Source organism: Achromobacter sp. D7-1 (assembly GCF_059760445.1).
Genome location: NZ_JCBAMT010000010.1, coordinates 41,483 through 54,455, shown reverse-complemented (window position 1 = coordinate 54,455; position 12,973 = coordinate 41,483). Strand labels below are relative to the sequence as shown.

13 protein-coding genes and 2 pseudogenes are annotated in these 12,973 nt (G+C 56.2%); 8 read left to right on the top strand and 7 right to left on the bottom strand.

All coding sequences use genetic code 11. From position 1 onward, the window contains the following. Nucleotides 1-97: 97 nt before the first annotated feature. The 3 genes and pseudogenes from AC6LKD_RS06695 to AC6LKD_RS06685 all read right to left on the bottom strand — a co-directional run. On the bottom strand, nt 98-514 hold the full coding sequence (locus AC6LKD_RS06695; RefSeq protein WP_498115598.1) for a DUF2000 domain-containing protein: 417 nt from the start codon (nt 512-514) through the stop codon (nt 98-100). 180 nt (nt 515-694) lie between these two features. Further along, entirely contained in the window at nt 695-886 is a 192-nt protein-coding gene (locus tag AC6LKD_RS06690; protein ID WP_498115597.1) for a DUF3325 family protein, read from the bottom strand. A gap of 29 nt (nt 887-915) precedes the next feature. Then, nucleotides 916-1,092 (bottom strand): annotated as a pseudogene (locus AC6LKD_RS06685) (IS3 family transposase); the annotation flags it as partial. A 181-nt stretch (nt 1,093-1,273) separates the two neighbouring features. On the opposite strand from AC6LKD_RS06685, the gene AC6LKD_RS06680 reads away from it, so the two are divergent. The 4 genes from AC6LKD_RS06680 to AC6LKD_RS06665 all read left to right on the top strand — a co-directional run bounded on the left by AC6LKD_RS06680 (nt 1,274) and on the right by AC6LKD_RS06665 (nt 6,908). Next, entirely contained in the window at nt 1,274-2,203 is a 930-nt protein-coding gene (locus AC6LKD_RS06680) for a prolyl oligopeptidase family serine peptidase (RefSeq protein WP_498115596.1), read from the top strand. A gap of 222 nt (nt 2,204-2,425) precedes the next feature. After that, nucleotides 2,426-2,911 (top strand): PaaI family thioesterase, encoded by a 486-nt coding sequence (locus tag AC6LKD_RS06675; RefSeq protein ID WP_498115595.1) that lies wholly within the window; start codon nt 2,426-2,428, stop codon nt 2,909-2,911. 226 nt (nt 2,912-3,137) lie between these two features. Next, nucleotides 3,138-4,451, top strand: a complete 1,314-nt coding sequence (locus AC6LKD_RS06670; RefSeq protein WP_498115594.1) for an ATP-binding protein — start codon at nt 3,138-3,140, stop codon at nt 4,449-4,451. A gap of 1,656 nt (nt 4,452-6,107) precedes the next feature. Beyond that, nucleotides 6,108-6,908 carry a MipA/OmpV family protein gene (locus tag AC6LKD_RS06665; protein WP_498115593.1) on the top strand — a complete coding sequence of 267 codons (801 nt, stop codon included), beginning with the start codon at nt 6,108-6,110 and terminating at the stop codon, nt 6,906-6,908. Between the two features lie 164 nt (nt 6,909-7,072). Here AC6LKD_RS06665 and AC6LKD_RS06660 read toward each other — a convergent pair whose 3' ends face one another. Further along, on the bottom strand, nt 7,073-7,612 hold the full coding sequence (locus tag AC6LKD_RS06660) for a P-loop NTPase family protein (protein WP_498115592.1): 540 nt from the start codon (nt 7,610-7,612) through the stop codon (nt 7,073-7,075). A 584-nt stretch (nt 7,613-8,196) separates the two neighbouring features. On the opposite strand from AC6LKD_RS06660, the gene AC6LKD_RS06655 reads away from it, so the two are divergent. Then, on the top strand, nt 8,197-9,012 hold the full coding sequence (locus AC6LKD_RS06655) for a helix-turn-helix domain-containing protein (protein ID WP_498115642.1): 816 nt from the start codon (nt 8,197-8,199) through the stop codon (nt 9,010-9,012). A gap of 256 nt (nt 9,013-9,268) precedes the next feature. Beyond that, nucleotides 9,269-9,775: a hypothetical protein gene (locus AC6LKD_RS06650; RefSeq protein ID WP_498115591.1), complete on the top strand. Its 507-nt coding sequence runs from the start codon at nt 9,269-9,271 to the stop codon at nt 9,773-9,775. Between the two features lie 476 nt (nt 9,776-10,251). Here AC6LKD_RS06650 and AC6LKD_RS06645 read toward each other — a convergent pair whose 3' ends face one another. After that, the gene (locus AC6LKD_RS06645) at nt 10,252-10,803 is read right to left on the bottom strand and encodes a TetR/AcrR family transcriptional regulator (RefSeq protein ID WP_498115590.1); all 552 of its coding nucleotides are present in this window, start codon (nt 10,801-10,803) and stop codon (nt 10,252-10,254) included. Nucleotides 10,804-10,913: 110 nt separating this feature from the next. Between AC6LKD_RS06645 and AC6LKD_RS06640 the strand changes: the two genes are divergently transcribed. Continuing rightward, complete coding sequence (locus AC6LKD_RS06640) at nt 10,914-11,573, top strand: DJ-1/PfpI family protein (protein ID WP_498115589.1); 660 nt, start codon at nt 10,914-10,916, stop codon at nt 11,571-11,573. 204 nt (nt 11,574-11,777) lie between these two features. Here the strand turns inward: AC6LKD_RS06640 and AC6LKD_RS06635 are convergent. Then, nucleotides 11,778-11,999: pseudogene (locus tag AC6LKD_RS06635) on the bottom strand (integrase core domain-containing protein); the annotation flags it as partial. A gap of 121 nt (nt 12,000-12,120) precedes the next feature. Between AC6LKD_RS06635 and AC6LKD_RS06630 the strand changes: the two are divergent. After that, nucleotides 12,121-12,435 carry a LysR substrate-binding domain-containing protein gene (locus tag AC6LKD_RS06630; protein WP_498115588.1) on the top strand — a complete coding sequence of 105 codons (315 nt, stop codon included), beginning with the start codon at nt 12,121-12,123 and terminating at the stop codon, nt 12,433-12,435. A gap of 97 nt (nt 12,436-12,532) precedes the next feature. Here AC6LKD_RS06630 and AC6LKD_RS06625 read toward each other — a convergent pair whose 3' ends face one another. Then, entirely contained in the window at nt 12,533-12,973 is a 441-nt protein-coding gene (locus AC6LKD_RS06625) for an NUDIX hydrolase (RefSeq protein WP_498115587.1), read from the bottom strand.

Sequence of the window (12,973 nt, the reverse complement as noted above, 5' to 3'; positions counted from 1 at the left end):
CACCAGGCGAGCTTTCTCACCAAGGGAAGGAGGAGCCGTACGTCTTGAATCTCCGCACGGCTCGGTCGGGGCGTGTCGTTGTTCCGCGGGCGCAGAGTCAACGCAGAAGTTTGAGTGATCCAGTGAGCGATTTAACCCATTTCGAAGGCCCTGCCAGCCCCAAACCGTCAATAGGTTCGGCGGTTAGGTCGCAACTAGGAAAAGCTGCTTCGTAGTCTGCAAAGGCATGTAGCGAACGCGCAAAGGCTGGAAACGGTACAACTGCCCGCCCTTTGGGTTCTAACATGGCCTTGAGCATGAGCAGTCGAATAGTTTCCGCTTCGGCTTGAAGGACTGGCACGGGCCTATCCGCGCTGATATCGATTGTGAGGCCCTGTCGGTCAGTGAGCTGCCTCGCCGCGAGGCCAGGAAATCTTGCGCCAAGTCCAATGGAGAGGGCGCCGACCGTATTGGCTAGCAAGCCCAACGGTAGGCTGGGGTTTACGACGATAGCGAGGCGAATGTCCTGATCCATAGATGAGTTCCGGTGTTTCAGTTTTCGATGAGAAAAATAGCACAAGATCCTACCTCGGCGCCCCGGAGGACGTCGCGCGCACGTCGCCGGTTAAGTGAAAATCGGGTCACATGGAACGGCGGCTTGCTCCTACGATAAAGAGACGCGACGCCTGCGCGGGGAGGTCAGCTAGGCGAGTAGTCAGAGGCCGCTCCGGTCATGGGCCGTATGGCGTCCTCGCACAATGAGCACCAAGAATACGGCACCGGCCGCCACACTGGAGTGTCCGCCATAGCCGGTCAGCCCAGACGCCCATCCGCCGCGTGTTACGGCCACAGCCAATGCGGTAAGCAAGGCGGTCCAGCCCGCGGTCCTTAGCATTTTCGTGGCCATGTTCGAATGTAGGTGATGTCTATTACTCAGGCCTCGTTGGGTCTGGAAACGGTAAGTTTGCGCTGCAATAGGTTGGGGGGCAGCAGTGATCGCTTGGGGGCTGGAATATGCCTCGCGCGATATCCATGCAGCGCGCGCAAGCCGCTCCCCCTCATAAGTCGCGCCACTCGATGCCTACTGCACGTTTCTCCGTGCTCTCGCAAGTCTTGCTGGGCTCGGGGGATCGTGGCTTTGCTATCATCCGGCCGCGTTGCTGTCCTGCCTAGCGAACATCACGGTGGAAAGCGACTGAGCATCAGGTGTCACGATGGTGCGCTGGCGGCACACGATCTTGAACTTGGGAGGTTGTAAATAATGAAGCGAATTTGTGCGAGCCTAGGCATAGGCTTGATCATTGCGTTGGCTGGGATGACTCAAACAGGGGCTGCGAGCGCCGCTGAGGCTACCCCGATGAAAAAGTTATTACGTGCCGATGGTTCCGCCATTACCTACTACTTGGATCGCTACGATCACTCTAGACGATCGGAGAGATTGCTGTTGGTGATTCAGGGGTCGGACTGCAATAGCGTGCGGCGTATTCGGGCGATCTGGGAACACTTGGCTGGGGTGATCCCTGAAGCGGATGTGTTGAGCGTAGAGAAGTACGGCATCGATGAGCATCTGCCATATGAAGACGAGGTCGATCGTGCCGATTGCCCTCTTGACTATTTACGCTATGACAGCTTGTCGCAACGCACGCGAGATCTTGATGCCGTATTAACCCAAGTCTTGCGCATGCATTTGTATCGTCAGGTCGTTGTTATCGGAGGAAGCGAGGGCGCTGTGGTGGCGCACATGTTATCGGCGATATCGCCGTACGTCTCCGCGACGATAGCCTTCAATGGCGGCGGACAATGGTTCATCGACGACATGCTGTACAGCGTAAGTGCGGACCCGATGTCAGCGCGTCAAAAGAAACATGCCGAAGCTGGAATTCGTGACCTCGTTCGGCAAGTTAGGAGCCAAATCTGCGACGAGCTAATTGTAAGTGATCATGGGTGCCACTGGTGGCGCGAAGCACTTTCATTGGATCAACTGAATCTGCTCAAAAAGACCACTGCGCCTGCGCTTATCATTCAGTCTGGACGAGATAAGGCCGTATCGCCTAGTGCAGTGCTAGAACTGGTGGCTAGATTGCACATGTCTGGAAGCAGGAATATCTATTATCGAACCTATCCCGAATTGGATCATCGGCTGTCCGATCCCGGCGGAACCAGCCGCATGCACGAGGTTGCGAGTGACATGGCAGTATGGCTACGTAAGGTGCTCGGCGAGTGAACGTTCGCAGCTTCAATGTATCTCCAGCGACGGCCCATATTAGGTTGGCGACGGGAGTGGGGCGAGCAACCGCAACCTGCTGAGCGAGCGGGACTCCCTTCTGTCCAGCCATCGCTTCCCCGAAGGTCATGCATTGTCGCTGGGGCGAGCAGTCATGGAGCACGCTGCAATAGCGTTCAATACAGCCCCCGGGAAAGTGCAAGATACTGAGAGGCCATCCTTATGAAGAGCTTCTCCATGATCGAAATTGCGGGCGCGCATCCAGAGCTGCATATAGACAGAATACGGCATCTTGCTCAACAGTTTGCCGAAGAACCGGCCTATCGCCATATTGGTTTACGCCTAGAAGACATTTCCCGTGGGCGTTGTCAAGCGTCTGCTGACATTGGTTCGTCTTTGCTGCATCACCGTGGTGCCGTGCAAGGCGGAATTGTTGGAATGGTAGCGGACGCCACCGCGGGCTATGCAGCTCTTAGCCTGCTTGATGAGCGGGTAGGAGAAGAGTCCGACAGTATGATCACGCTTGAGTTCAAAACTTCCTTTCTTATCCCTGCAGTCGGAGACACCATACGATGCGTTGCTCACGTGGTGGGTAATGGTCAGACGGTCGCGTTCCTTAGCGCTCAGGTCTATGTAGTGAATAATGGGGTATCTAAAGTCTGTGCTCTTACAACGCTGACCTTTAAGCGACTGCGACAACAGCGGTGAGCGCAGTTGGCAAGTCCGCGTGGCATAAGCCAGAAAAAAATTATCCTTCTCTCAACTTCACAGATTTTCTCTAAGGGCGTGCGGAGCTGTGGGCGGGATTCTCGCCGTGATGCCGGTCAATGCTTCAACACCTTGGTAGGCGGGACTGGCTTGCATAGTGTCGTTCCATTTATCGTATCCTCGCCACGTCTGTAGGAGGCGGTCGTCTGCCGCTTCAAAGCCAACAATGTTCAAGTTCGCGCTCCATCTTTTTTTAATGGCCATTCTTAGCTTGGGAGCTGCCTTCCAACTGGTGGACAAGGGCCTTAACGCATTCTTTTCTCCGAAATTGGACGACCTAACATTTCGGGCGATGCGCGGTGAAGTGCATTCGTTGCACAAAGAATTGGACTCCGTGGCACCCGCTGAGCGAGAGCTTTTTTTGCGTGAGAACGTGCTGCCACACTACGGTGCAGAACTGCGATTGCTAGCCGACGCAGAGGTTACCCTAGGAGAGCATGATCGCAGTCAACTGGCGCACGCGGGCTTCCTAATGCGGGACGAATACAGCACATTCATCATTCCACTGCCGGGAGAGCCCAAGCAGTGGCTGGAACTGCGTCTGCCTGGCGATGATTTCCTGGATAGGATGCTCACATGGGGTGCGTGGGCGTTGTTGACGTTGCTGATGGCTACTGCATTATTCGTGCTTTGGGCGCTTCCCGTGTGGCGTGACATGGACGCATTGCGTAACGCTGCCATGCAAATGGGTCAGGGAAACCTCGGCAAGCGCGTGCATCTGTCGCGAATCTCGGGCCTTCGGCATATTGGCGAAAGCTTCAACTACATGGCAGAGCGGATCGCCACTCTGGTCGAAGGCCAACGAAATTTGACTAACGCGGTCTCTCATGAACTTCGCACGCCGCTGGCGCGCCTCTCATTCGAAATCGACTTGGTGGATAGGGAAGAGGCAGGTTCGCGAGATAAGAATGTCTTCCAGGATATGCGGGCAGACGTCGCTGAGCTGGAGAATATGGTGGCGGAACTGCTGGTCTATGCGCGCTTAGAACATCCTTCCGAGGAAATCGTAGCGCTGGAAACCGTTGATGCAAGCGATTGGCTAGCCAAAGCGCTAGCCATGATCCAGCATCAAGCAGCAGCTCGCAATGTGCGCTGCGTCGTGCATGGCGGTCACCCTTCACAAGTCCGGCTGCATCCTCGCTACATGAGCAGGGCACTGCTCAACCTGCTGCAGAATGCAGTGCGGTATGCGCATGAGAGAGTTGAAGTCGAATTGAAGCTTCGCTCGGATGGCGACTTTGTACTGAGGGTGGACGATGACGGACCGGGTATTCTTGTTGCCGACAGAGACAGGATTTTTGAGCCTTTTATTCGTCTGGATGAAAGCCGCGACAGGGGAACGGGTGGGGTGGGATTGGGGCTGGCTATCGTTCATCGGGTGGCGACCAGCCACCAGGGCAGCGTCACAATTTCAGATAGCCCGCTAGGTGGGGCCCGCTTCGTTCTCCAATGGCCGGCACGTTTGGGCCTGCCGGAATAGGCTTTCCGCCACGCCACAACGGCGCCAGCTGCAACCGTTTCATCATGGCATTGCGTTCGCGCTTCTGTTCGGATGTGCCTTGCCCCGAAAGCAACGCCTCGGACTGTTCATAGCTGTACTGCGCAAATGCTCGGCAATGGGCTTCACCTAATCGGAAGCCCAAAGCGCTGGAGCACTGCGAAATATGGAAAAGACGCTTCGCATCCACTTCGTTCAAGAGTTGGCTCACTCGCTCGGCACGTCGCGCCGATGCGCGAATAGCGAGTTCGGGGGGCGCAGCCTCCTTCCCGGCGTTGCCTCGTAAGGGTAGGACAAGCCATGGGCTCGGCGACTATCCTTGAAGGTGCCGGGCATTGAATGCAGACGGAACGCGCGGACGAGGTCAACAGTGCCCTGCTGTCCTTCTTACGTACTGTGCCATGACGGTCTACACCCAAGGATGTGGGCGTGATGCTCATCACTCGGAATCTGACGCCTACCCCCTAGGCCATTTGGCCACTTCTTCCCGGGAGCGGCTGCCCAGCGTCGGTGGCAGGTGAAATTCTGCCGCGACCCCGCTCTCTATCCATGACGAAGCTGCATTGTGCTTCTTCACCGATCGCCTAGCGTTGATACTGTGGCGCTACTCATTCGCTCCTTCTAACACCCTTAGGCCCTGAGGGATCGAGATGATTTCGAGACCTGGGAATCTCGGCCTAGAAATGCGACGGCGGCCCTTTTGCGATAAATCTGGTAGTGCGGGACAGCCTTGCCTGTTGACGTGATGTTGGCGGGCCTGCGAGCTTTTAACTGCGGGCCGAATTTCCACGATGCGGCCTATCCGTGGCGATCGCGCTAGGAGGTTTTATCTTCGGCACGCATGGCCAATCGTTGGCTGCAGGCGAAGCCGTGCTGCAGGGATCCCCCGGGGAAGCTCCACACTGGCGGTGCTGCGGACGCGCCGCAGGTCTATGGAATTGCCTATTTAGAACCGCCCCAGACCAGACACCTCGAGCGTGCACAGTTTGCCCAGGGCATTGGCTGACTGGCCAGCTTAAAACGGCCCCCTGGGCGGTACTGCTTCGTCTAGAGAACGGCCGAGAATCCGCTCGTTCGGCAGACGTCAGAGGCCTGCAAGTTCTATTGTTCTTGGCTTGGGGCCGCAACGCATTGCGACGACGTTGCATAGGGATGCGTGAAGAATCTTCACATGATAGCTAGTTAATCTTCACAAACTTCCTACAAATGCAGAAGGATCGGATCGTATCGCGCGGATAGTATCGAGACGTGAATTCTTAAAGTGCTTTTACTTGGTACTCACTCATCCTTCGCTTCCCTCTACACATTGCCGAGCTCGTTGGCCGTCTATGCCACTGGTCCGAACCGTCACTACGTACCGGTACGACCGTGAGAGGTCTCCGATTAACGGTAAGGGGATCTGCGATACGGGGGGCGCGGCAGTCAACTTTGACAGTCGAGCTTGCGGTGGACAACGGGTTGTGGCGATCCGTGACCTTCAACCTGCAACGTCAAATTTAGTATTACTTATCTATTTTCGAGTTCTGCTTTTCTAATATGACTATATCTATTCAAGCTTGCCGTACACTCTGGCGCCTCGCCGCTGCCGCTACATTGGCGACTTTGCCGATACTCACCTTTGCTGCGGAAAACATGCAGATGGCTGAGATCAATTCCGCTTACGGCCAGCGAAACGCCGGGTCGCGTGGCTTGCCGGTCGCCACCGGCGCAGGCGAGGGAGACGAATGGCGGTTCTATGGCACCGTGGGCGTTGGCTATGCGCCGCGCTATAGCGGTAGCAACGAGGCAGCCGCTGTACCGATTGTGGGTCTGGGGATACGCAGTCCGAACGGGTTCTTTCTAAACACTGACTATGGTTTGGGGTGGGAAACGCAGGCATTGGAGAGCACATTTCGCTTCTATGTTGCACCCAGCGCGTCGCGCAAAGATCGTAAGAGCAGCAGTGATCAGGGATCGAACTTCCTCCGAGGTATGGGTAGCGTGGAAAGTCGCGCGCAGATCGGCATTGATGCCGAGACCGGCCTAGGGCCAGTAACTCTATCAGCTAGCCTGGTGCATGCTTTCAAGAAGGGCGACAACAGTGACGTGGGTAGCGCGTACACTTTCTTCAATCTGGGCGCTAGCACGAACTTCTACGAAGGCTCGGCAGGCACGGCGTCATTGTCCCTGAGCGGAACTTTTGGAGATGGCAACTACATGCGTACTTGGTATGGAGTAAGCAATCGGCAATCCCTGAGCTCTGGCTTCCGGAGATACTCGCCTAAAGCAGGGCTCGAAAGTGTCGCCTTAGGTGCAGCATGGACTATTCCAATTAGCGATTCCTGGTCGTGGACTGTCGCGGCCGAGGCTCGTCGGCTGCTTGGCGACGCGGCAGACAGCCCCATCGTTCAGGAGAGAAACCAATACAGCATCGGCGCTAGCTTAACGTACACGTATTGAGCCCGAACCAGTATTGATGTACTCACCCAAAGCGGTGCTACGTGAGCACGGCCGTCCGCAGTAGGTACCTTCCAGGCAACCACAGAAGCTAAAAGTTCGGGGCACTCGTGTGGCGGTATATTTTTGATCGACGCTGACACTCCGGTGGGGGCACTTTTCACGAGCTAGGCGGCGAGCTTCTCTACTCGATAAAAGTTCCGGAGCTCGCGCATGTTCCTAAGTTTCAGTTTGGGTAGATCAGCGTTCTCGAACATCTGCGCATAGCGCTTACGATTTTTCGGGGTTACCACTGCTATGTGGTAAAGCATCCGCCACTTCACGGAATCTCTGCCACCGTCGAGCGCGCCGCGGCGGTTAGTTTCAAACCAGGTTCGACGAAAGTATCGAAGCAGGCTTGAAGATGTCGGTGAGTCAAGCAGGATCAGGCCCGTGGATCGTTTAAGGCGTTGGCTAAGCGTGCGGGTGTAGTTCCCGTCCATGACCCAGCAGTCCTGCTGTATTGCCTGATCGTGCAAGAGAATGAACTCTGCCTCAGAACGAGGCAGCCAATTGGTGTTAGGGGAATGGAAGAGCCGGTCGAGATGAACAGCGTCCAGCCCACGCTTGCGCGAAATGGCCTGCGCTAGCGTGGATTTTCCGCTATTGCTTGGGCCTAGTATGCAGATACGAGGGCCCAAATCGTCAATACTTGTCATTATTTTCATGTTGTCGCCGAGTGCTTAATTGGAGTCCCTGCAGCCAAAATTGTCGCATGAACGTGGGCGCGCCAGTGATCAATCGGCGCAGTATGGAACTTCTCGCCGGTCTGATCGTACGGCTCGCCACTACAAAGCTGAACATTCGCTCACGACCAACCGCGACTGAGGATGCCCGTGCTCTGCCATGGCCGGCTGAGTCTCTTTGTCCTGGTGCCTAAGGCTAGGCTGCAATTTCGTTCAATACTGCGATTCCGCAACCAGCTAAACTCAAAGAGCATCGACGCCGTGATCGGTGCTTTTCCGGGGCACCCGATTGGTGTCTACCTCACACTTCGGGGCTTGGGGCGGAACGCTGCTAATGCGCGACCGATATGCGTGCTCGATTCAGGGAGCAGCGCAATTCGGTCTATTGGCCGGTCTGCGACCTACGAGCGCTAGCGTTTCGATCCGACCTGAGGCCACTTGCAATTCTCGGGTTTTGGACGTTCTGCAGGTCTACACGAGGGTTTCGCAATCCTGCTTAGTGTGTGGGAGAAGGGGCGTTAAAGACGCAAATTTTCTTCATCGATCATTCTTTCAAAACCCGCTTAATGGTCTCTCCCGTTGAATTCTGGCGTGATCCGTGTCTACCGTATGTTGAGAGTCGTCGCGCCGCTGGCAAGGGCGGGCGCTATCGAGCCCATAGCCTGCGGGCCTTTTCTATTGGCGCGATCGATCGAGGAACTATGGCCTTCACCAGCGGGGATGGGACGACCCATCTATTGAAGCGTGGCGCTGTCGTTGTTATAGCGCCAGAGCGCGTATTCACCTGCACCCCAGCCACCGACGATCCATGGAGCTATCAGCTACTAAATGTAGGCCAGGAGTGGATGCGCCAGGGGGGCGGAAAACCTTTTGATGGCCAAGAATCCGTATGGGATCATGCCCCCATTCAAATACATCGGTCTCAGGCGCGGTACGCCCAATTCTCTGAGCTTAATTCCGTCCTTTTCAGTGCAGCCCGGTTGGAATTGAAAGCAGCAGCCTTGACTGCTTTTGTGGCGGACCTGGGAGCAACTGAGGGCGACGTGGTCGTGCATGCACCGCACTATGGCGCGGCGAGTTCGGAGCTTCATGCCGTCATGTCCCGCCTGCGCGGCCGGCTGACGAATCGTCCGCCGCTGGACGAGCTTGCCCGTCTAGCTGGTATGGATAGATACCAGTTGATTCGAGCTTTTCGCACGGAAACTGGATTAACCCCGCTCGCCTGGCATACCGATCAGCGGATCCAGGAAGCGCGCCTACAGGTGCGCAGTGGCAGAGCGTTGGCGCACGTCGCCACCTCGCTCGGATTCTCGGATCAAAGTCACTTCCAGCGGGTATTCAAAGCCTACGTAGGAATGACGCCGATCCAATATCGGAGTTGACGAGGCGTGGGCTGGAAAAATTGTTGGTGAAGAGTTATGGAGAAACTTTGATATGCGTATAACCGTCATGGGGCAGCTCCACGCGGCCGCTCGGGCCGCCGAAAGTGCGCGCATAGCGCAAGGGTCTGATCATGCCACACGGTCGGTCGGTATGGACGGAGGAGGGCCGAATTCCGCGGGAGGGGCGACTTTGAGCGGGCAGGCGCTTATGTTGTCAAGATTGTTTGATAACGGTCATCTTCAGCGGGATTCCGAGTTGGAAAAACTCACCTCGCAGGATAAGGCATTGCTTGGCTACCTATATAGTTACGCGTCGGCGCGCGGCGCGGACCTTCGGGAAGTTGATTGTATTGCGAGGGATCTTGCGAAGTACCGATCAAATGACACAGCGATGGGGGGCGGCGGTAAAAATCAGAGCATGGCTGAGATGAATGAGCATGACGCTCTCGTCGCCCAACGTATACTGGAAGGCGACGCGTTCAGTTCGACGCTCTTCGATAAGGGATTTCTGACGGCAATTGTTAATGGGCCCCAATCTGCGAGCAGAAAAACAAACCTCGACTTCCTCGAGCATGTAGTAACTAAATTCTCCAACTCAGCTCGGGCGCAGAGCGTGAAGATGCCTGAGAAGTTCTTCCCTTCCGTTGAAAGGCCGATAACGGGCCTAGGTTCCTTATCTGAAACAGACGCTGCGGGACAGGGTCTGCTTTCACTCCTTGTTCGGAAGGCGCGTATGGTCAGCCTTTTCAGTCTAAAAGCGTAACGCTTGCTGATCATCGGTTGGTGGCAAAAGTGAGATCGAATGGCCGCCCATCGCGAACCAACGAACCTGACCTGCGTACTGCAGGATGTCGAGAGCCGATCGCACTACGGATGTGCTCGTATGGTGGGCGGCGCGTCTCTCCAGCGCTTTGCATGAAGGTGCAATCAGCTTGTGGCGGGGGGGCCATGGTAGGGGGCGAACAGAGCCATGAATGGCATGCTTGGTTGGGCCATGATTACGGGCGGCGCTTCGACCATTCCATCACGACAGTTGCGCTCTGGCAAGGGGCAATACCACGGTATAAGCGCCTAAGTGCAGTCCAATCGAGCATAGAGGCCTTGGAGGCGGTTGTTGACATCATTGCGAGCGTATCTGGTTAACCGTTCGAACACTTCTGCTGAGTTACGAGCTCTATACGCTTGCTGCACGAAAAACCAGAACGCTTCACATTCATGCGCAAAGGCAGCACTTAAGCCTTAGGGACGCGATGTAAGCTTGCCTTTGAAGAGGGTAAACGCATGCTGCATTAGCCCATTGAAGTGACCAGCGTCACGTCGCAGCCCTGTCTGCTGCGCACCGATCAAGCATAGGTGAGCCACTTGACCGGCTATCTCCGCATGACCAGGCGTGCGCACCCATCGACTGCATGTTCTCACTGCAAAAGCCAGACGAGTTGCGTCGACTCGCCGTTGAAACTCGGCCACCAACGGGTCGATCAACGCCCACGCTCGGATCGTGACTTCCCTGGTCGGATGCTTCTCAGCGGCGATGCTCAAGTAGCGCATCAGGGTTTCGCTGGCGTTGCGTCCCTGCGCGGCATACGCAAGCATCCGCGCCGTATAGTCCTCTTCCCACTTGCCAAGTAATGTACGCACGAAGTCTTCACGATTGTGAAAATGGTGATAGAACGATCCACGGGTGACGTTCAATCGCCGAGCGAGGTTTTCGGCCGAGACGCCGGTGTGCCCTTCTAGGTCGAGGGCCTCAAGGCCTGCCGCGACCCAGTGATTACGAGTCAGTTTGCTCATATGTCTGCGCCATACAGACTGTGTATGGTGCGATCTGGATTGATACGCTGCGAACACTAGCACAGACCGCCGCGACATGTCGCACAGCGGCCCTTCTCTTGGAGTTCGCCTTGAAAGAAATTGCCCTGGTCACGTTCGACCAATTCACCGACATCGACCTCTTCCTAATGTGGGACATCTTGGGGCGCAACACGAAGGACTGGAACGTGCGCATCTTGGCATCCAGTTCCATCGTGCGATCGGCGCATGGCCTGTCCGTTTCGGCGCACGGCGCTCTCTCTGAGGCCAATCAGGCCGATGCAGTGTTGTTCTCCAGCGGCAAGTTGGGCATACCGGCTGCGCTTGCTGATCCGGATTTTTTGTCATCTTTCCAGCTCGATCCCACACGACAGCTTATTGGCTCTATTTGTGCCGGCGCCTTCATCCTTGAGCGACTTGGACTGCTTTCCAGCGGTCGTGCCACCACACACCCGGATGCACGTGGCGGCTTGCGCGCTCTAGGACTGGAGCCAGTGGACCAACCCTTGGTATGTCAAGGAAGCGTCGCGACCGCTGGAGGCTGCCTTGCGGCGCTCTATTTGGTGGGGTGGATGGTCGAATCTTTGTTCGACACCAAAAAGCGATGCGCCACGCTGCAGCCCGTACTGCCCGCGGGGCAGCAAGAGCTTTTCGAGGCACTTATCGGACTCACAATTCAGCAGGGCTCGAGGCAGGTGAACGCTTCGCAGGCGATGCCTACCCTCCACAGCCGCCGCCGCTTGCCGTTTTAAAACAGCAGATCGCCCTATACCACGCAATTGAATCCGGTTTTTCGACACATGCCAGTGTGAAGATTTCGATTGCTCTGCGACTTATGATCGATTGGCTTCTCTCGGCCGAAGACAGTCATCCTGCGGGGATCCCTCCGGCCAATTGCTTGGGGGTGACCCGTCCTGCCCTAGGTTGACACCTACAGGACTGTATCCGTAGCTGTGCTACGGACTGAGCACCCGATGAACTTCATCGGGTGTTTTGCATTGTAGGGACAGGTGCGGTCGCTCGGTGTTGTAGATATCGACGGACTGCTTGACCATGAACCGGGCTTGGGCCAGATCAGCGGGCCTGTGGAGCAACAACTCCCCCTTCAGGACGCCGTTGACCCGCTCCGCCAAGGCATTCTGATAGCAGTCGTAGCCGTCGGTCATTGAGCAACGGATGGGCGCCAGTCGTTTCGCCTGCGTAGGGGCGCCTGCATACTTCAAGCGCCATGGAACTCCGACGCACCCTGACGATCTGACGCAGCACGCCTGACTCCTCCATCGCTTCCCAAGTACTGGCTTGACAGAGAAATGGCCGCTGCGCCGCGATCACAGGGATATCGACTTTCGCCCCGTGGCAAGCATGATGAGTAACCAGGTGGAAACTCTGTTGCATATGGCGATTCAAGGCCATGGTATTGCCTGCCTACCAGATTTCGCCGTTCAATCTGCCGCCGATAGCAATACACTTGCTACTGTGCTGGATGAATGGGCGGGCGCATCAAGCACTTTCTGGGTGCTATGGCCATCTAATCGACAAGTGCTGCCCAGAGTGCGGGCGTTCGTCGACTACATGACGGAAAACCTGTTTCCAGTGAGTGCTTCATTCAGGTGAAACCTCTGCCCATCTGCAGCAAGCAAACATGGCCGCAATCGTTTTGCGCCGGAATTGGCCCACGGCCTAGGCTGCACGCCATCAAGGCGCCGTGAGGCTAATGTGCCGAGGCAAAACGTTGGCGCAAATGAAGCGCCGCGGTGCGAGTCGCCATAGTCAAAGGCTCAGGCAGACGATCAAGTGCAAACCAACCCCAGGCAGCGTGCTTATCTGGTTCTATCAGGGCAGGAGTGCCTTCGAATTGCAGCGTCAAAAATACCGGTGCTGCCCAATGCGTGGCTCGGCTCGGATCGATCTGATCGACTACGCAAAGTAAATGCAATTCGCCAAGAGAAATTCCTAATTCTTCCCGTATTTCTCGTCGTATTGCTTGCTCGACCGGCTCTAACCAGTCCACCTTCCCCCCAGGCAATCCCCAATGGTCCGCTTCGGGTTCCCGACGACGATGTATGAGGAGCAGTCTTCCATCGTGAACGACTGCTGCGCCGCAGCCTAACCGCGGTTCCCTTGATGCCTTGCCGTCTTTCGTTTGATCCAA